Consider the following 17491-nt stretch of genomic DNA (forward strand, 5'->3'; position numbering starts at 1 on the left):
TCCTGCTTCTACCTGCTTTTGAGAGTCGCGAGATGAAAGACGTATTGCAACGCTACTCCACGGTGCTCTGGAGCCTGCTGGTGCTGGTGGTGTTCATGGCGGTCTGGGAATACGTTCCCGGCCTGCTGGGCGTGCCCGAGTTCGTGCTGCCGCCCTTCTCGCGCGTGTGGGAAGAGGCCGTGCGCATCTGGGGCACCGAGCGCCTGCTCTGGCATTCGGGCATCACCGCGGCGGAAGTGGTGGTGGGCTTCATCCTGGGCTCGCTGCTGGGCGCGCTGATCGGCTACGCTCTGGGCCTCTCGCCGAAGGTCGAGGCCGTGCTCTCGCCCTACCTGCTGGCGCTGCAGATCGCGCCCAAGGTGGCGTTCGCACCGCTGTTCGTGATGTGGCTGGGCTACACCATGTACCCCAAGATCCTGGTGGCCGTGCTGATCGTGTTCTTCCCGGTGCTCATCAACGTGCTCTCGGCCATGCGCACCATGGACCACGACCTGATCAACCTCGCGCGTTCGTTCTCGGCCACCCGGCTGCAGGTGTTCCGCATGGTCGAGTTCCCCACCACCTTGCCGCCGCTGTTCTCGGGCCTGCGCATCGCCAGCACGCTGGCGGTGATCGGTGTGGTCGTCGGTGAACTCGTGGGCGGCAACATGGGCCTGGGTTACCTGCTGGTGTTCTTCGAAGGCCAGGGCAACACCGCCGGTGTGTTCGTGGTCATCGGCGCGCTCACGGTGATCGGCATCGTGGCGTACTACGCGGTGGTGATCGCCGAGAAACGCGTCCTGCATTACCTGCCCAGCGCCGAGCGGCGCGTGGCCTGATGGAGCACCACAGCATGGCCCAGGAAATTGTTCTCAGCGGCCGCCGCGTGCTGGTCACCGGCGCCGCGCGCGGTCTGGGCGCGAGCTTCGCGCAGTCGCTGGTGCAAGCCGGCGCGCGCGTGGTCATCAGCGACGTGCTGCACGAAGCCGGCCAGCAACTGGCCCAAGACCTCGGCCCCAACGCCCACTACGTGCCGCTCGACCTGCTCGACGCGGACAGCGTGCGCAGCGGCGTCGATGCCGCCGCGCAATGGCTCGGTGGCCTCGACGGCCTGATCAACAACGCCGCCATCACCAACTCGGGCGGCAAGGGCATGAACCAGCTCAGCGCCGAGACCTGGGACCTGGTGATGGACGTGAACGTGCGCGGCACCTGGCTCGTGACCGCCGCCGCGCGAGCGCACCTGGCCGCCAGCGGCAGCGGCCGCGTGGTCAACCTGGCGTCGGACACCGCGCTGTGGGGCGCACCCAACCTGCTGGCCTACGTGGCGAGCAAGGGCGCGGTGATCGCCATGACGAAATCGCTGGCGCGCGAGATGGGCGAAGACGGCACCACCGTCAACGCCATCGCCCCCGGCCTGACGCTGGTGGAAGCTACCGCCTACGTGCCGCAGGAGCGGCACGAGCACTACCTCAAGGGCCGCGCGATCCAGCGGCCCCAGGTGCCCGAAGACGTGAACGCCGCTGCGCTGTTCCTGCTGACCCAGGCCAGCGGCTTCATCACGGGCCAGTTGCTGCCGGTCAACGGCGGCTTCGCCATGCAATGAAAAACAACCCCGTGCCAGCGGGCCGGCACCGCCGGTTTCATGGCACATCCGGCCCCACCGTTTCAAGCGCCCTCTCACTCTGAAAGGAAGACCATGAGTACCGCCACCATCAACAAACCCACCGCAGCAGCCAACGCGCCCGTGTTCAACGAACGCGGCCTGATGGACGCCAACATCCCGGCCGAGGCCGACATCCAGCGCGGCATGATGCGCGCCGAAGGCCAGTCCTTCGCCCAGTGGATGGAAACGCGCGTGGCGCGCAAGTCCACCCGCAGCTACGACTGGGACGCCCTCAAGTTCCAGGCCGACTTCGACCCCAAGTACCGCCGCGCGCAGATGCGTTACGTGGGCACCGGTGGCACCGGCGTGAACAAGGACACCAACACCGTGCCGTCCGCGCACTTCACGTTCTCCACCATGGTGATCCCGGCCGGCAACATCGGCCCGTCGCACATCCACTATGACGTGGAAGAAATCTTCTTCGTCATGCGCGGCGCCATGAAGGTGGTCTGCGAGAAGGACGGCGAGCGTTGGGAAACGGTTGTCGGCGAACGCGACCTGATCTCGGTGCCGCCCGGCGTGTACCGCGAAGAGCACAACATCGGCGACGAAGACGCGCTGATGTGCGTGATGCTGGGTTCGCCCAAGCCCATCACCCCGACCTACCCGCCCGATTCGCCGCTGGCAAAGATCAAGCGGTAAGAGGCTCCCCCCGCGCCGCTTCGCGTCACCCCCCAGGGGGCAACACCAGCGGCCCGGAGCAACAAGCCTCCCCCTGCGCCGCTTCGCGTCATCCCCCGGGGGACAACACCAGCGGCCCGGAGCAACAAGCCCCCTGCGCCGCTTCGCGTCACCCCCCAGGGGGCAACACCAGCGGCCCGGCAAAGCCGGCTCCGCGGTGTTTCTGGATCAAGCCACTTCTCTCGTCGCATCTCTTCTTCTGCCCTCATGACACCTCTTCAAGCCCTCGCCGCCTTTCCCCTGCGCCCTGCTGCGCTGGCGGACGGTGCGTGTGTGTCGTACCGCGAAGCGGGTTCGGCCACCGAGGTGACGCATGTGCTGCTGCACGGCATCGGCTCGGCGTCGGGCAGCTGGGTGCGGCAGCTGGAGGCCGCGCAGGGCAAGGCCTTGCGCGTGCTGGCATGGGATGCGCCGGGTTACGGCGACTCCACGCCGGTGGCCGCGGAATGGCCCTCGGCCGACGACTACGCCGCGCGTCTCTGGGCCTGGCTCGACGCGCTGAACGTGCACGCACCGGTCACGCTGGTCGGCCATTCGCTCGGCGCGCTGATGGCCGGCCGTGCGGCGCGGCTTGCCCCTTCGCGTGTGCAGCGCCTGGTGCTGATCTCACCCGCCGGCGGTTATGGCCATGCCGAAGCCGCCGTGCGCGAACAGAAACTGAACGACCGCCTCGCCTCGCTCGCCCGCCTGGGCCCGCAGGGCATGGCGCAGGCGCGCGGCGCAGCCATGCTCTCGCCCGGCGCGCCGGACGAGCTGGTGGAGGCCGTGCGCCAGAGCATGTCGCAGGTGATTCCCGCCGGCTACACGCAGGCCGCGCGCCTGCTGGCCCACGGCACGCTGGTCGACGACGTGGCGGCCCTGGGCTGCCCCATCGCGGTGGCCAGCGGCAGTGCCGACGGCATCACCACCCCGGCGGCCTGCCAAAAGGTGGCGCAGGCGGCCGGCGTGTCATGGAATGATCTCGGTTCGGCGGGCCATGCGTGCCCGCTCGAAGCACCCGGCCAGGTCAACACCCTGCTCGGGCTCCACTGATCAAGGAACCGACCATGGCCACCGAGAAAACCACCGACGACCGCTACACCGTTCCCGCGCTCATGCGCGGCCTGCAGCTGTTGATGCTCTTCAAGCGCGACGAGCGTGAACTCACCGGCGCGGAAATTTCGCGCCGGCTCGAGCTGCCACGCGCCTCGGTGTTCCGCATGCTGCAGACCCTGGAGCAAGGGGGCTTCGTCGAACGCGTGGGCGACGGCGCCAGCTACAAGCTCGGCCTGGCGGTGTTGCGCCTGGGCTTCGAGTTCCTGGCGTCCATGGAGCTCACCGAACACGGCCGCCCGGTCATCGAAGCGCTGCGCGACGCGTGCGGCTACTCGGCCCACGTGGTGGTGCGCGACGGCCGCGAAGCGGTGTTCATCGCCAAGGTGGCCGGCCGCAGCGCCCTCTTCCATTCCATCCAGGTCGGCGCGCGCCTGCCGGCCCACGCCACCGTGCTCGGCCGCCTGCTGCTGTCTGACCTCGACCTCGCCGCCCTGCGCAAGCTCTACCCCGAAGCCACGCTGCCCAGCTACACGCCGCGCACGCCGGCCACCGTCGAACAGCTCAAGCTGCTGATCGACGAAGACCGCGCCCGCGGCTACGCCGTGAGCCAGGGTGGCTTCGAAACCGGCATCTCCACCATCGCCGCGCCCGTCTTCAACGACCAGGGCGAGGTGGCGGCGGCGGTGAGCATCACCGTGCCGGCGCAGCAAGTGCAGCCGGACGAACTCGAAACCCTGGTCCAACACGTCCGTGAGGCGGCCGACCGGCTCACGGCCCGCATCCGCCACACGCCCGAACGCGGCGGCTGGCAAACCAAACCAACCGAGAAAAACACCGCATGACCTCGACACACAAACGCATCACCGTGGGTGAACTCGCCGCCCGCTTCCTGGAGCAGTGCGGCGTGCGCGCCGCCTTTGGCGTCATCTCCATCCACAACATGCCGATCCTGGACGCGTTCCACACGCGCCAGAAAATCCGCTTCGTCTCGGCGCGCGGTGAGGCAGGTGCCTGCAACATGGCCGACGCGTATGCGCGGGTCAGCGGCACCCTGGGCGTTTGTGTCACCAGCACCGGCACGGGCTGCGGCAACGCGGCGGGCGCGATGGTCGAAGCCATCACCGCCGGCACACCACTGCTGCACCTCACCGGGCAGATCGAATCCCCCTTCCTCGACCGCGACCTGGGCTACATCCACGAGCACCCGGCGCAACTGGCCATGCTCAAGGCAGTCGGCAAGGATGCCTTCCGCATCCGCAACCCCGAGACCGCCCTGGCCACGCTGCGCGAGGCCGTGCGCCTGGCGCAGACGCCGCCCTGCGGCCCGGTGAGCATCGAGATCCCCATCGACGTGCAGAAGATGACGCTGGACCTGCCGGCCGATCTGTCGCCGCTGGCCGTGCCGGCTGTGTTGCCGAACCTGGCCACCGTGGACCAGCTGGCCGAGCGCCTGCTGAGCGCCAAGCGCCCGCTGCTGTGGCTCGGTGGCGGCGCACGCGGCGCCAGCGCCGCGGCGCAGCGCTTCGTGAAGATGGGCTGGGCCGTGGTGTCGTCGGTGCAAGGCCGCGGCATCGTGCCCGAAGACCACCCCGCCACCCTGGGCTCGTACAACCTGCAGAAACCGGCCGAAGAGTTCTACGAAACCGTGGACGCTTTCCTCGCCGTGGGCACGCGCCTGCGCAGCAACGAAACGCTGAACTACAAACTGCGGCTGCCGGCCACGCGCTACCGCATCGACGCCAACCCGCTGGCCGAGAACCGCGGCTACACCAGCGAGCTGTTCGTGCACGGCGATGCCGAGGCCACACTCAACGCGCTGGCCGACCGCCTCGAAGGCCGCCTGCAGATCGACCCGCAACTGGCTGCCGACGTGAAGCGCACGCGCGCCGAAGCCGCAGCGCTGGTGGATGGCACGCTGGGCCAGTACGCCAAGCTCAAGAACGCGCTGGGCGAAGTGGTCGGCAAAGACCTCTGGTGGGTGCGTGACATCACGCTCTCCAACAGCATGTGGGGCAACCGTGCCCCGGTGCTGGACCACCCGCGCGCCGGCGTGCACGCCCTGGGCGGCGGCATCGGCCAGGGCCTGGCCATGGGCGTGGGCGCGGCCGTGGCCGATACCGAGCACGCGCTGGGCCGCCGCACCATCTCGCTCTGCGGCGACGGTGGCTTCATGCTCAACGTGGGTGAACTCGCCTGCGCAGCGCAAGAGAAAGCCAACGTGGTGTTCATCGTCATGAACGACCAGCGTTATGGCGTGATCAAGAACATCCAGGACGACATCTACGGCAGCCGCCACGCCTACGTGGAACTGCACACCCCCGACTTCGCGCAGCTCTGCGCCAGCCTGCAGGTGCCGCACTTCAAGCTGGGCACCCCGGCCGCCACGCGCGAGACGCTCGAGAAGGCCCTCGCACCGGCCAACGGCCCGGTGGTGGTGGAGGTGGACATGGAGGCCTGGGGCGCGTTCGCCGTCAAGTTCGCCGGCCCGCCGAAGAAGAAGGAAGAGGCATGAGCATGAGCATGAGCATGAGCATGAGCATCCAGCAGGTCACGCTCATTGGCTGCGGCGCCATCGGCCGCACCCTGATCGCCCGCATGGCCGACCATCCCACGGTGCGCATCACGCACGTGGTGGTGTCCAGCGGCCACACCGCCGAATGCCAGGCCGCCATTGGCAGTGGCGTGACCGTCTGCACCGAGGTGCCGCCCGAGACCACCCTGCTGGTGGAGGCCGCCGGCCACGGCGCGATCACCGACCACGTGTTGCCCGCACTGGCGCGTGGCGTCGAATGCGCGGTGCTGTCCATCGGCGCGCTGTCGGAAAACGGCCTGCCCGAGCAACTGGCCGACGCAGCCCAGCGCGGCGGCACGCGCGTGCACCTGCTCGCCGGCGCCATCGGTGGCATCGACGCCATCGCGTCCGCCCGCCTGGCCGGCCTGGACAGCGTGACCTACACCGGCCGCAAGCCGCCCGAAGGCTGGCGCGGCAGCCCGGCCGAACAGGTGACCAACCTGGACGCGATCACCGAGCCCACCGTGATCCTCGAAGCCACGGCGCGCGAAGCAGCGAACCTGTACCCGAAGAACGCCAACGTGGCGGCCACCGTGTCGCTCGCGGGCCTCGGCCTGGACGCCACGCGCGTGCGCCTGATCGCCGACCCGACCGTGACCGAGAACATCCACGAGATCGAGGTGCGCGGCGCCTTTGGCGAGATGCACATCACCATGCGCGGCAAACCCTTGCCCGACAACCCCAAGACCTCGGCCTTGACCGTGTTGTCCGCGCTGCGTTTCCTGCACAACCGCACCGCCCCGGTGACGATATGACGCCCACCCCCGCGCCGCGCCTGCAGCGCGTCAGCCCCTCAAGGGCGCGGCGTCCCGGGCCGGCGTAGCCGGACCCTCGACGCCCCTGGACCTGCAACCCTTCGCGCCGACCACGGAGACTCCACATGACAGAACAACTCAAAAGCTTCATCGCAGGCCAATGGCGCGATGCCTCCGGCCCCGAATACACCACCGAATACCCGCACGACGGCAGCACCGTCGCGCGCCTGCACGCGGCCACCGCCGCCGATGTGGACGAGGCCGTGCAAGCAGCCGAGCGCGCGCGCATGCAGCCTTCGTGGGCCAAACTCAAGCACCACGAGCGCGCCGGCATCCTCTACCGCATCGCCAACGGCATCCGCGAACGCAGCGAAGAACTCGCCCAGCTGCAACGCCTGGACAACGGCAAACCCATCAAGGAATGCCGCGCCCTGGTGGCCAGCGCCGCCGGCACCTTCCAGTTCTTTGGCGCCGCCGCCGAAACCTGGGAAGACACCATCACCCCCTCGCGCGGCGACTTCCTCTCGATGAGCGTGCACGAGCCGCTTGGCGTCGTCGGCGCCATCACGCCCTGGAACTCGCCCATTGCCAGCGAAGCCCAGAAGCTCGCGCCGGCCCTGGCCGCCGGTTGCGCCATGGTGTTCAAACCGGCCGAAATCACGCCGCGCATGGCGCTCGAACTGGCGAAGATCGCGCAGCAGGCCGGTGTGCCCGACGGCATCATCAGCGTGTTGCCGGGCAAGGGCAGCATCGTCGGTGACGCGCTGGTGAAGCACCCGCTGATCAAACGCATCGCCTTCACCGGCGGCACCACCGTGGGCATGGGCATCCAGCGCCTGGCGGCCGAGAAGCTGATGCCGACCTCGCTGGAGCTGGGTGGCAAGTCGCCCACCATCGTCATGCCCGATGCCGACCTGGACCACGCCGTGGCCGGTGTGCTCTACGGCATCTTCAGTTCGTCGGGTGAGTCGTGCATTGCCGGCTCGCGCGCCTTCGTGCACGAGAGCGTGTACGACGAATTCAAGGCCCGCCTGCTCGAAGGTGTGAAGAAGCTGCGCGTGGGCGACCCGTCGAAGGAAGAGACGCAGATGGGCCCGCTGGTGAACCTGGGCCACCGCGCCTCGGTGGAGAAGTACGTGCAGATGGGCCGCGACGAAGGCGGCACGGTGCTGTGCGGCGGCGAGCGTCCCACCGGCAGCTTCTTTGATGGTGGCAGCTACTACCTGCCGACCATCTTCGAAGGCCTGCCCAACAGCGCACGCATGTGCCAGGAGGAGATCTTCGGCCCGGTGCTGGCGCTGCTGCCCTGGAAGGACGAAGACGACCTGATCGCGCAGTGCAACGACAACATGTTCGGCCTGGCCTCGGGCATCTGGACGCGCGACTTCAAGAGCGCCTGGCGCATCGGCCGCGCGCTGCAGACCGGCACGGTGTGGATCAACACCTACAAGGTTTTCTCCATCAGCACACCGTTCACCGGCGTGAAGATGAGCGGCTACGGCCAGGAGAAGGGCCGCCTCGGCATTCTTGAATACACCAGCCAGAAGAGTTTCTATTGGGGCTTGAACGAGTCGCCCATGCCCTGGGCTGCCAGCTGATTTCCGATTTCCGTTTCCCCAACCTGCAACCTCCGCTCGACATGACTTCCCGTCGCACCCTCATCGCCCTTGCCTCCCTGCTCGCCTTCGTGGGCACCACCGCCCACGCCCAGAGCGCCGCCGAGAAGCAACTGGCTTCCGACAAGTTCACGCTGGTCGCGCCCTTCCCCGCCGGTGGCCCCATCGACATCCTGGCGCGCGTGCTGGCCGACGGCCTGGGCAAGCGCTACAACCAGATTGCCGTGGTCGACAACGCCCCGGGCGCGGCCGGCAACATCGGCATGGACCGCGTCAAGCGGGCCAAGGGCGACGGCCACACGCTGCTGGTAATTCCGGCCGGCAACCTCACCATCAACCCCACGCTGATGCCGAAGTTCCCCTTCGACATCCAGAAGGACTTCGTGCCCGTGGCCATGCTGGCCACCACGCCCAACGTGATCGTGACCAGCGCGAAAACCGGCATCAAGACCGTGGCCGAACTCGTGGCGCAAGCCAAGGCCAAGCCGAACACCTTGTCGTACGCCTCGCCCGGCGTGGGCAGCGGCCTGCACCTTGCGGGTGAGCTGTTCAAGTCGCAAGCCGACGTGGACATCCTGCACATCGCCTACAAAGGCACGCCGCCGGCCATCAACGACGTGCTCGGCGGCATCGTGCCGCTGACCTTCAGCAACCTGCCCACGGTGCTGCCGCACATCCGCAGCGGCAAGCTGGTGGCCCTGGCCCTCACCGACAGCAAGCGCACGCCCACCGCCCCCGAGATCCCGACGCTGGCCGAAGCCGGTGTTCCGGGCGTGGTGGTGCCGTCGTGGTACGGCCTGCTCGCACCCGCCGGCACGCCGGCCGACGTGGCCGAACAACTGGCCAAGGACGTGGCCGAGGTCCTGGCCCAGCCGGCCGTGACTGAACAGCTCAAGGGCCTGGGCCTGAGCGCCTGGGACATCCGCACCTCGGCTTTCGACAAGCACATCCGCGACGAAACCGCGCGCTGGGCCAAGGTCATCAAAGACCGTAACATCACGGTGGAGTGAGGCAAGCATGAGCGACGCCAACGTGCTGATCACCATCGTGCTCAAGCACCACGCCGGCCTCACGCTGGACGACGTGCAGGCGAAGCTCAAGGCCAGCGGCTGGTGGGAGCGTTTTCCGGTAGAGGGCACGCGCGTGGTGTCGTGGACCGTGGCCATGGGCCTGGGCCAGATCGTCACGCTGGAAGTGCCGCCGCACCTGCTCGGCCGCGTCAACCTGGAGCTGGAGCGCTCGGCCTGGGGCGTGTTCAGCACCGAGTGTTACCCCACCTACGATTTCGTGCCGGTGCGTGAGCGCATCCAGGAACGTGTGCGGCAAGGCGGCCAGTGATGACAGCCGCCGAAAAAATCCACGCACCCCAGGTGCCCGACCTGCCCACCGCAAGCTGGACCAACGGCTACCGCATCGGGCATGAGGTGGTGATGTCGGGCATGACCGGCCACCCCGCCACGCGCGAGGCCGCCGCGCGCGGCGAAGCGCTCGGCGCCTACGAGCAGACGCTGGTGGTGCTGCAGAAACTCGAAGCGCTGGTGGTGGCCGCGGGCGGCCATCGGCACAACCTCATCAAGACCGTGGTCTACCTGACCGACATCGCCGACAAGGACGACGTGGGCCGCGCGCGGCGCGATTTCTTTGGCGCGCACACGCCCTGCTCCACCCTCGTGGCCGTGCAGGCCCTTGTGTTCCCCGAGCTGCGCGTGGAGATCGACGCGTGGGCGCGGCTCGACGTGGACCTGCGCGAGGCTTGACATGAAGCACCCCCTGCGCCGCTTCGTGCCCGCCCCTTCTTTCGCCAGCGGCGGCAGGCAAACCGAACCCACGGCCCGGCCAAGCCGGTGCCGTGCCGCGCCTGGCATGGCGCGCTTTTCACTCGCAATGGAGAACAACTGATATGGACCTGGGCATTGCCGGCAAGAAGGCGCTCGTGTGTGGCGCGAGTTCGGGGCTGGGCTACGCCTGCGCCGAGGCACTGGTGAAAGACGGCGTGCACGTGGTGATCGTCGCGCGCACCGAAGGCCCGCTGCGCGAGGCCGCCGAACGCCTGGCCGCGCACGGCGCGGGCACGGTGAACTGGGTGGCGGCCGACGTGACCACCGACGAAGGCCGCGCGCGCATCTTTGCCGCGCACCCCGATTTCGACATCGTCGTCACCAACGCGGGCGGCCCGCCGCCGGGCGACTTCCGCACCTGGGACCGCGAGACCTGGCACCGCGCGGTGGACGCCAACATGCTCGCGCCCATCGAACTCATCAAGGCCACGGTGGACGGCATGATGGCGCGCGGCTTCGGCCGCATCATCAACCTCACCTCCAGCGCGGTGAAGTCGCCCGTGGACGGCCTGGGCCTGTCCACCGGCGCGCGCAGCGGCCTCACCGGCTTCGTGTCGGGCCTGGCGCGCAGCACCGTGGCGCACGGCGTGACCATCAACAACCTGCTGCCCGGCACCTTCGACACCGCGCGCCTGGCCAGCAACTTTGCCGCCCAGGCCAAGCGCGAAGGCAAAACCGTGGACGAGGTGCGCAGCGCGCGCCTGGCCAAACACCCGGCCCACCGCGTCGGCCAGCCCAGCGAACTCGGCCACACCTGCGCCTACCTGTGCAGCGTGCACGCGGGCTACATCAACGGCCAGAACATCCTGCTCGACGGCGGATCGTTCAGCGGCGTGTTCTGAGCAGCCAGGCCGCGCCGCCCCCCCCGATTGGTTTTTGGTTTTTCGGTTTTTGGGTTTTCCCCGTCAGTGCAACAACCTAGGAGACATCGAACATGACCGCCCGCCGCCCCCTGCTGCTCACCGCACTCGCTGCTGCCGCCGCGCTGGCCCTGCCCATGGGCAAGGCCATGGCGCAAACCTACCCCAGCAAGATGATCACCGTTGTGGTGTCCTTCCCGGCCGGCGGTGACACCGACGCGCTGGCGCGCACCTTCGCCGAGAAGCTGCAGGCGCGCCTCGGCCAGACAGTGGTGGTGGAGAACAAGACCGGCGCCAGCGGCACCATCGGCAACGCCTTCGTGGCCAAGGCCGCGCCCGATGGCCACACCCTGCTGTTCACGCCCAACACCATCGCCACCGCACCGCTGGTGCTCAAGCCCGGCACCGGCGCCGTGTACGACCCGCTCAAAGACTTCACGCCCATCTTTCTGGCCGGCACGCAATCGCTCTTCCTCATCACCCACGCCGGCTCGGGCCTGAACACCGTGAAAGACGTGGTGGCCGCCGCCAAGAGCGGCAAGCTGAGCAACTACGCCAGCCCCGGCAGCGGCTCGCCCATGCACATCCTGGGCGAGATGTTCAACCGCTCGGCCGGCACCAAGCTGACCCAGGTGCCCTACCGCGGCGTGGCGCCCGCCATCGTTGACCTCGTGGCCGGCCACATCCCCATGCTGTACACCACGCTCGGCCCGGTGGCGCAGTACATCAGCCAGGGCAAGCTGGTGAACGTGGCCGTGGCCGACCCGCAGCGCTCGCCGCTGGCCCCCAACGTGCCCACCCTGGCCGAGGCCGGCCTGGCCGACGTCGAAGTCGGCGCCTGGCAAGGCTTCATGGGCCCCAAGGGCATGCCCGCCGACGTGGTGCGCACGCTCAACGGCCACCTGAACGAAATCCTGAAGATGCCCGACGTGCAGGCCCGCATGCAGCTCATGGCGCTGATCCCCGCCGGCGGTGAGCCCGCTGCGCTCGGGAAGATCAACCAGTACCACAACGAGCGCTACGGCAAGGTGATCCAGGAGACCGGCATCATGGCCGACTGAAGCCCGGGCCGACGACATGAGAGAAGTCATCGACGTCGGCCTGCCCGAATTCAAGCAACCGTTCTCGTGGATGGTGCGCGCCGGCGGCGTGCTCTACACCGCCCACGGCCCGGTGCGCGAAGACGGCAGCGTCGACACCACCGGCAGCATCGAACAACAGGCCCGCCTGACCTTCAGCAACCTGCAACGCGCGGTGGAACGCGCCGGCAAGACCATGGACGACGTGGCCCAGGTGCTGATCTACATGACCGACGTGGCCGACATGCCCGCCATCGACGCGGTGTACCGCGAGTTCTTCCGCGCGCCATGGCCCAACCGGTCGAGCGCGGGCGTGGCGCTGGTGGTGCCGGGCATGAAGATCGAGGTGGTGGCTTACGTGGCTTGAGAGAGGCCGCGGCCCACAGGTACTGCGGTGCACAGCGCCCCCCGGGCGCACGCAGTCCTACAATTGCCGCTCCCTTGAAAGAACCGTCATGGCTGAGGCCATGAAGGGCTTTCATCCTTGCAACCACATGTGGTGAAGATGAACAAGCCTTTCATTTCTCTGTGCCCTGAGATCACTCGGGCCAACGCGCTGACTCTCATGGACTGGCTCGAAGACGAATGCGTCACCGAGCACCTGAGCGACTCACGCCACGTCTCCCGGTTCATCGAACAGGTCATCAATCGGGTCCAGCTGCCGATCCTGACCCATCTGTTCAACCAGGGCGGCAGGTTCTTCATGGCCTACGACCGCGATGACATTCCAGTCGGCTTCGTCCGCCTTGTCATGTCGGGGCGTGACTGCGAGATGGTCCTGGTCATCGGCAACCGCGACAACTGGGGCCGCAAGCTCGGCGCCAGCGCCATCCGCGAAGCCATGAAGCTCGCCTTCTTCGAGATACGCGCCGACAAACTCATCGCAAAGATTCGCGCGGAGAACGACCGTTCGTTGAAGGCCTTCCAGAACTGCGGCTTCCTGCTCGAAAGCCAGACGCTGTCCATGAAGTCCTTTTCGATGACGGCAGAGAGCTACCTCCGGCGCTTGCGCGAAAGCCCCGCAGGCCACCGCGCCGACATCTACATCACCGAGATCGACAGGGCGCGCCTGAAGAGCCTGGTCGATGGCGAACTTCCCCCGGCGATTTTTGAGCTGGAGCACGAGATCGAACGCGCCATCGTCGTCGATCCGAGGCAGGTTCGGCGCGACGTGGTCACCATGAACTCCAGAGCCTTGCTGCAGCTGGACAACGAAGAGATGGAAGTGGCCCTGGTCTACCCGGAAGACGCAGACGGCAGCGACGGAAAGCTGTCGATCTGCTCCGACGTCGGCACCGCCATACTGGGCTACAAGGAAGGCGACGCCTTCGATTGGCGGATTCCAGACCGCACCTGCCGCATCCGCATTGAAAAAGTGCTGTACCAGCCGGAAGCTGCGGGCGATTTCCACTTGTAGGTTCGTGCGCTGCGGCGCGGCTTGAGGTTTGCGTCGCGCGGCGCGCGCCTGCGCGTCACCACCCGGCCGAACCGGTCGCGTGCGGTAAGGCGCTGGTGGTACGGGGAATAAACATCGAGGTTGTGGCTTTCGTGTTTTGAGGGTGCACGCTTCTTGCGTTGATGTCCGCATTTCGGGCCGCCTAGAACGCACGCTCGGCTCAAAGGTGATTCGCCGCTTCACGATCATTGAATGGCTGATCGCGTTTCGCACAGCAGGGGCACTGCGGCCATTCGCGCGGAGAACACCGATGCCGGGTTCCCTGAAGCGCCCTAACCAAAAAACCCTCTTCATTGACAATTCGTAACAGGTTGGCTAAAAACGCCTTGGAGAGGGGACGAACTCGCATCCGACGGTGAAGCGGTACGAGTCGAACTGGAGGGGTAATGAAAAAGATCGACCTGCACATACACACTATCTCAACGATCAGCGACAGAGCTTTCAAATTTAGCCTCGACTCTTTTCGGAGATACGTCTCTGAGGCCAAGCTCGACGCAGTTGCAGTTACCAATCACGACGTCTTCGACGCCGAGCAATTCCGAGCTATTCAACAGGCACTCGAAGTAGTTGTATTTCCGGGCATCGAGATCAATGTCGCAAAGGGGCACGTCTTGGTCATAGCGAGGCCCTCAGAGATCGACGACTTCGCCGCCAAGGCTGATGTCATATCGCAGCGAATCACGAAAATCGGCGACTGCATCTCCGTAGAGGAGTTGACGAAGATCTTCGGCGACCTCAAAAGCTATCTTGTTATTCCCCACTATGACAAGGGGCCACCCATCACAGGAGAGGCACTAGAACAGCTCAAGCCCTTCGTCAGTGCCGGAGAGGTGGACAGTGCGAAGAAGTTTGTGCGCGCAATCAAGGACCCCACAAAGTTGACGCCCGTTCTCTTCAGCGACTCTCGAATGATGGAGGGGTTAGCAAGCCTGCCAACACGGCAGACGTTCGTCGACTGCGGTGTTCTGACGCTTGAAGCACTCAAGAGCTGTTTGCTGGACAAGGCGAAGGTGGCGCTGTCGGAGCGAGACGGAAACAAGCTGTGGCAGGTGCTCGATAGCGGACAGATGCTATCTACCGGGCTCAACGTCCTGATCGGAGCCCGTTCGACAGGTAAGACGCACACGCTCGACCAAATCAGCAATGCAATCAGCGGGTGCAAATACATCAAGCAGTTTTCCCTCGTCCAACAAGACGAGGCCGTTTACGAACGAGAGTTTAAGCACGGCATCGAACGACGACGAAGTGCACTTGTCGATCAATATCTCGCCGGGCTCAAACGAGTGATTGACGATGTTGTAAAGGTGGACCTCGATGCTGACGATCGCGAAGTAGGCGCATATCTTGATTCACTGCTGAAGTCGGCCGCAGAGGCTGATCGCCGTGACGCGTTTTCAAAAGCGGCTTTGTTCGATGAGGTCGAATTTCCTGTCGGAAATGCGACGACGCTCCAGTCACTCATCGAGTCCGTACGACAGGTCATCGAGAATCTCGAATATCGCGAGATCATTGAAAAACACGTTGACCTCGCGACCTTGAAAAGGCTCGCAGTGGAGCTCATCGAACTGTTGCGCGGAAAAATGCTCGACACCGAGAAACGGCGAGTCGTCAACGCTCTCGTGAAGGAAATCAAGCAAGGCCTGAAGTTCCGAACCGCAGCCGTTCAAGTACAAGATGTCGACCTCTACGCAGTCGCTATGGACAAGCGCCGCGTCATGCGGTTTACCGAGATAGTCGAGTGCCTCAAGAAGGATGCGGTCATTCTCCAGGACTCGCTCCAAGGGTTCCGCATTGAGGCAACGAAGCAGGCCTTTGCAGGAGCGGGTGAAGTCAGGGCGGCGAGCGGCGCAAAAATCGGCTTTACAGATGTGTTCCGAAAGTACGAGAACCCGTACAACTACTTGCGCGAACTTGCGCGACTTGAGGGCCTACCTTCGGGAGACTATTACAAACTCTTCGCCAAGATCAGCTATCGCATCCTCAACCGGGATGGCCATGAGGTGTCAGGCGGTGAACGCTCGGAATTCAGGCTGCTTCAAGAGATTGCCGACGCACAAAATCACGATCTCCTTTTGATCGACGAGCCTGAGTCGTCGTTCGACAATTTGTTCCTCAAGTCCGAAGTCAATCAAATCCTCAAAAGCCTGTCTGAGACCATGCCTGTTGTTGTCGTGACCCACAACAATACGGTCGGTGCATCCATCGACGCGGACTACCTCCTCCATACGACCAAAGATGTGAGCAGCGGGAAGCCGGTGTACCGCATCTTCTCGGGCTACCCGACTGACAAGTCCTTAACTTGCGTGGACGGCACTTCCATCGAAAGCCACGCGACGCTCATGAATTCCCTCGAGGCTGGGGCCGATACGTACGAGAAAAGGAGACAAGGCTATGAAGCTGTTAAGGATCAATGAGTACGCCGGGCAATTCCTGCAGGCGGATGGCAACTACGAGGTCATCGACAAGATCGACAAGGAGCAGCTGTTGCGCTTGGTGGATCACACCTTGGAAGACGAAGAGTTCGAGATCGACGAATACGATGATCAAGCAATCAAGAACCAAGCTCACCAAGTGATCTACAAGAGCATCTCCCAGAAGCTCACAGACCTGCGGAGGCGCCGCCAAGAGTTCATCGACGAATCCGCCAGACTCTTTCTTGACGAGTACGAGAGGTACCGCGAAAAGGCCTGAGTGCGCGGATCGTGTGCGCAGGCAAGCTCGATCTCATCTCGCCTCCGCCCTGGTCAACCTCCGACGAGATGCGGCATAAGTTAATCGCGGCACCCTCGGTTTTTGATGCCGCGTGTTTGACAGTACGCATCGCGTCAATACAAGCTGACCCAGCGCCCAGCGCCCTGCGCCCTGCGCCTGAGCGCCCCCGCAGCCCCCCGAATCAGTCACCACCCGAAGCAATGTGCGGCTCTGTCATCGCCGCCCTCCGCGCCGCCTCCTGCCTCGCATACGCCGTGGGCGACAAGCCCGACCAGCGCCGGAACGCGCGTGCGAACACCTTGTCGGACTCATAGCCCGCATCCTGTGCCACCTGGGCCAGTGGCAGGTGTCCGGCTTCCAGTTGTTCGGCGGCGAGTGCCATGCGGTGGCCGCCGAGGTAGCCCATGGGGGTATCGCCCACCAGGGTCTTGAAGCGGTCGCTGAAACGCGAGCGCGACATGGCGGCTTCGCGTGCCAGGGTCTCCACCGTCCAGCTGCGTGCGGGGTCGCGGTGCATCGCGGCGATGGCACGGGCGATGGCGGGGTCTGACAAGCCGCGCCACCAGTTGGCCTCTTCTGTGCCGCTGCCGGTGCCGTGGCGCAGCAGGTGGCCGCGCAGGATGTTGATGAGCAGCAGCTCGCCCATGCGGCTGGCCGAGAGGCGCCAGCCGGGGCGTTGGTCCAGCGTTTCGGTCACCAGCGTTTCCATCGATGCCGCGAGGATGACGGCGGTGGGCAGTTCGCTGGCGCGCACGTGGATCAACGGCGGCAACACGCTCAGCACCGAGTGCCGGCAGTAGGCAGAGAACCAGAGCAGCGCGCTGAACATTTCGCAGCCTTCACCACCGCCTCCGTGCTGCAGGTCCAGCGGCGCTTCGTCGCGTGCGCCGGGTGTGCGCTGCGTGAGCAGTTGGGCGAAGGGCACGGTGGGTGCGTCGGGCGCGGAGCCCATGCGGTGCGCGGCACCGAGCGGCATCATCACCAGGTCACCGGGCTCCACACGCAGCGGGCCATTTCCACCGGCCGCTTCCACCCACCAGGGCGCGCCGCGCGCCATGCGGATCATGGCGGCCCCAGACACGCCGTTGGAGTGCAAGCCCCAGGGTGCGGAGAGGTGGAAGCGCGCCGTGACCGCGCGCTCGGCGCGGCAGATGGCGAGAACTTCGCTCAGTACGTCCATGGGGTGCGTGGGGGTTGTGACGGGGGAAAGACGTAGGGGAAAACGTGGGGGCGGTCTGGACG

General features: G+C 65.9%; 18 protein-coding genes. 17 read left to right on the top strand and 1 reads right to left on the bottom strand.

Annotation, left to right across the window (positions count from 1 at the left end; all coding sequences use genetic code 11):
* The first annotated feature begins 32 nt into the window (after positions 1-32).
* The 17 genes from HPA01S_RS12175 (at position 33) to HPA01S_RS12255 (ending at position 16228) form a co-directional block, all read left to right on the top strand.
* Positions 33-818 (top strand): ABC transporter permease, encoded by a 786-nt coding sequence (locus HPA01S_RS12175; RefSeq protein ID WP_066270291.1) that lies wholly within the window; start codon positions 33-35, stop codon positions 816-818.
* A gap of 14 nt (positions 819-832) precedes the next feature.
* On the top strand, positions 833-1585 hold the full coding sequence (locus HPA01S_RS12180) for an SDR family oxidoreductase (RefSeq protein WP_066270443.1): 753 nt from the start codon (positions 833-835) through the stop codon (positions 1583-1585).
* A 162-nt stretch (positions 1586-1747) separates the two neighbouring features.
* Complete coding sequence (locus HPA01S_RS12185; RefSeq protein WP_066270445.1) at positions 1748-2287, top strand: cupin domain-containing protein; 540 nt, start codon at positions 1748-1750, stop codon at positions 2285-2287.
* 246 nt (positions 2288-2533) lie between these two features.
* Entirely contained in the window at positions 2534-3358 is an 825-nt protein-coding gene (locus tag HPA01S_RS12190; protein WP_066270293.1) for an alpha/beta fold hydrolase, read from the top strand.
* Positions 3359-3372: 14 nt separating this feature from the next.
* On the top strand, positions 3373-4203 hold the full coding sequence (locus HPA01S_RS12195) for an IclR family transcriptional regulator (protein ID WP_066270295.1): 831 nt from the start codon (positions 3373-3375) through the stop codon (positions 4201-4203).
* A complete protein-coding gene (locus tag HPA01S_RS12200) occupies positions 4200-5873 on the top strand; it encodes a thiamine pyrophosphate-binding protein (protein ID WP_066270301.1) in 1674 nt (557 codons plus the stop codon). The genes HPA01S_RS12195 and HPA01S_RS12200 overlap by 4 nt, the downstream gene beginning before the upstream one ends.
* A complete protein-coding gene (locus HPA01S_RS12205; RefSeq protein WP_370670990.1) occupies positions 5870-6688 on the top strand; it encodes an aspartate dehydrogenase in 819 nt (272 codons plus the stop codon). Before HPA01S_RS12200 ends, HPA01S_RS12205 begins: the two co-directional genes overlap by 4 nt.
* Positions 6689-6813: 125 nt before the next feature.
* A complete protein-coding gene (locus HPA01S_RS12210; RefSeq protein WP_066270302.1) occupies positions 6814-8286 on the top strand; it encodes an aldehyde dehydrogenase in 1473 nt (490 codons plus the stop codon).
* A gap of 41 nt (positions 8287-8327) precedes the next feature.
* Positions 8328-9314, top strand: a complete 987-nt coding sequence (locus tag HPA01S_RS12215) for a Bug family tripartite tricarboxylate transporter substrate binding protein (RefSeq protein WP_066270303.1) — start codon at positions 8328-8330, stop codon at positions 9312-9314.
* Between the two features lie 7 nt (positions 9315-9321).
* Positions 9322-9642 (top strand): hypothetical protein, encoded by a 321-nt coding sequence (locus tag HPA01S_RS12220; RefSeq protein WP_066270305.1) that lies wholly within the window; start codon positions 9322-9324, stop codon positions 9640-9642.
* Positions 9642-10061: a RidA family protein gene (locus tag HPA01S_RS12225; protein WP_066270315.1), complete on the top strand. Its 420-nt coding sequence runs from the start codon at positions 9642-9644 to the stop codon at positions 10059-10061. Before HPA01S_RS12220 ends, HPA01S_RS12225 begins: the two co-directional genes overlap by 1 nt.
* Before the next feature lie 143 nt (positions 10062-10204).
* Complete coding sequence (locus HPA01S_RS12230; protein ID WP_066270317.1) at positions 10205-10984, top strand: SDR family oxidoreductase; 780 nt, start codon at positions 10205-10207, stop codon at positions 10982-10984.
* Positions 10985-11076: 92 nt separating this feature from the next.
* Entirely contained in the window at positions 11077-12063 is a 987-nt protein-coding gene (locus HPA01S_RS12235) for a Bug family tripartite tricarboxylate transporter substrate binding protein (RefSeq protein ID WP_066270319.1), read from the top strand.
* Between the two features lie 16 nt (positions 12064-12079).
* On the top strand, positions 12080-12448 hold the full coding sequence (locus HPA01S_RS12240) for a RidA family protein (protein ID WP_066270321.1): 369 nt from the start codon (positions 12080-12082) through the stop codon (positions 12446-12448).
* A gap of 138 nt (positions 12449-12586) precedes the next feature.
* A complete protein-coding gene (locus HPA01S_RS12245) occupies positions 12587-13498 on the top strand; it encodes a bifunctional GNAT family N-acetyltransferase/nucleoside diphosphate kinase regulator (RefSeq protein ID WP_066270449.1) in 912 nt (303 codons plus the stop codon).
* A gap of 425 nt (positions 13499-13923) precedes the next feature.
* Entirely contained in the window at positions 13924-15951 is a 2028-nt protein-coding gene (locus HPA01S_RS12250) for a PHP domain-containing protein (protein ID WP_066270323.1), read from the top strand.
* On the top strand, positions 15929-16228 hold the full coding sequence (locus tag HPA01S_RS12255; RefSeq protein ID WP_066270324.1) for a hypothetical protein: 300 nt from the start codon (positions 15929-15931) through the stop codon (positions 16226-16228). Before HPA01S_RS12250 ends, HPA01S_RS12255 begins: the two co-directional genes overlap by 23 nt.
* A 202-nt stretch (positions 16229-16430) precedes the next feature.
* Here HPA01S_RS12255 and HPA01S_RS12260 read toward each other — a convergent pair whose 3' ends face one another.
* On the bottom strand, positions 16431-17429 hold the full coding sequence (locus tag HPA01S_RS12260) for an AraC family transcriptional regulator (protein WP_066270326.1): 999 nt from the start codon (positions 17427-17429) through the stop codon (positions 16431-16433).
* Positions 17430-17491 lie beyond the last annotated feature (62 nt).

It is taken from the genome of Hydrogenophaga palleronii NBRC 102513, assembly GCF_001571225.1.
GTDB classification, from domain to species: domain Bacteria; phylum Pseudomonadota; class Gammaproteobacteria; order Burkholderiales; family Burkholderiaceae_C; genus Hydrogenophaga; species Hydrogenophaga palleronii.

What these genes read in the sequence shown, in the direction of transcription:
- HPA01S_RS12175 (WP_066270291.1), top strand. Translation starts at nt 33, where the DNA reads ATGAAAGACGTATTGCAACGCTACTCCACGGTGCTCTGGAGCCTGCTG.
- HPA01S_RS12180 (WP_066270443.1), top strand. Translation starts at nt 833, where the DNA reads ATGGCCCAGGAAATTGTTCTCAGCGGCCGCCGCGTGCTGGTCACCGGC.
- HPA01S_RS12185 (WP_066270445.1), top strand. Translation starts at nt 1,748, where the DNA reads ATGGACGCCAACATCCCGGCCGAGGCCGACATCCAGCGCGGCATGATG.
- HPA01S_RS12190 (WP_066270293.1), top strand. Translation starts at nt 2,534, where the DNA reads ATGACACCTCTTCAAGCCCTCGCCGCCTTTCCCCTGCGCCCTGCTGCG.
- HPA01S_RS12195 (WP_066270295.1), top strand. Translation starts at nt 3,373, where the DNA reads ATGGCCACCGAGAAAACCACCGACGACCGCTACACCGTTCCCGCGCTC.
- HPA01S_RS12200 (WP_066270301.1), top strand. Translation starts at nt 4,200, where the DNA reads ATGACCTCGACACACAAACGCATCACCGTGGGTGAACTCGCCGCCCGC.
- HPA01S_RS12205 (WP_370670990.1), top strand. Translation starts at nt 5,870, where the DNA reads ATGAGCATGAGCATGAGCATGAGCATGAGCATCCAGCAGGTCACGCTC.
- HPA01S_RS12210 (WP_066270302.1), top strand. Translation starts at nt 6,814, where the DNA reads ATGACAGAACAACTCAAAAGCTTCATCGCAGGCCAATGGCGCGATGCC.
- HPA01S_RS12215 (WP_066270303.1), top strand. Translation starts at nt 8,328, where the DNA reads ATGACTTCCCGTCGCACCCTCATCGCCCTTGCCTCCCTGCTCGCCTTC.
- HPA01S_RS12220 (WP_066270305.1), top strand. Translation starts at nt 9,322, where the DNA reads ATGAGCGACGCCAACGTGCTGATCACCATCGTGCTCAAGCACCACGCC.
- HPA01S_RS12225 (WP_066270315.1), top strand. Translation starts at nt 9,642, where the DNA reads ATGACAGCCGCCGAAAAAATCCACGCACCCCAGGTGCCCGACCTGCCC.
- HPA01S_RS12230 (WP_066270317.1), top strand. Translation starts at nt 10,205, where the DNA reads ATGGACCTGGGCATTGCCGGCAAGAAGGCGCTCGTGTGTGGCGCGAGT.
- HPA01S_RS12235 (WP_066270319.1), top strand. Translation starts at nt 11,077, where the DNA reads ATGACCGCCCGCCGCCCCCTGCTGCTCACCGCACTCGCTGCTGCCGCC.
- HPA01S_RS12240 (WP_066270321.1), top strand. Translation starts at nt 12,080, where the DNA reads ATGAGAGAAGTCATCGACGTCGGCCTGCCCGAATTCAAGCAACCGTTC.
- HPA01S_RS12245 (WP_066270449.1), top strand. Translation starts at nt 12,587, where the DNA reads ATGAACAAGCCTTTCATTTCTCTGTGCCCTGAGATCACTCGGGCCAAC.
- HPA01S_RS12250 (WP_066270323.1), top strand. Translation starts at nt 13,924, where the DNA reads ATGAAAAAGATCGACCTGCACATACACACTATCTCAACGATCAGCGAC.
- HPA01S_RS12255 (WP_066270324.1), top strand. Translation starts at nt 15,929, where the DNA reads ATGAAGCTGTTAAGGATCAATGAGTACGCCGGGCAATTCCTGCAGGCG.
- HPA01S_RS12260 (WP_066270326.1), bottom strand. Translation starts at nt 17,429, where the DNA reads ATGGACGTACTGAGCGAAGTTCTCGCCATCTGCCGCGCCGAGCGCGCG.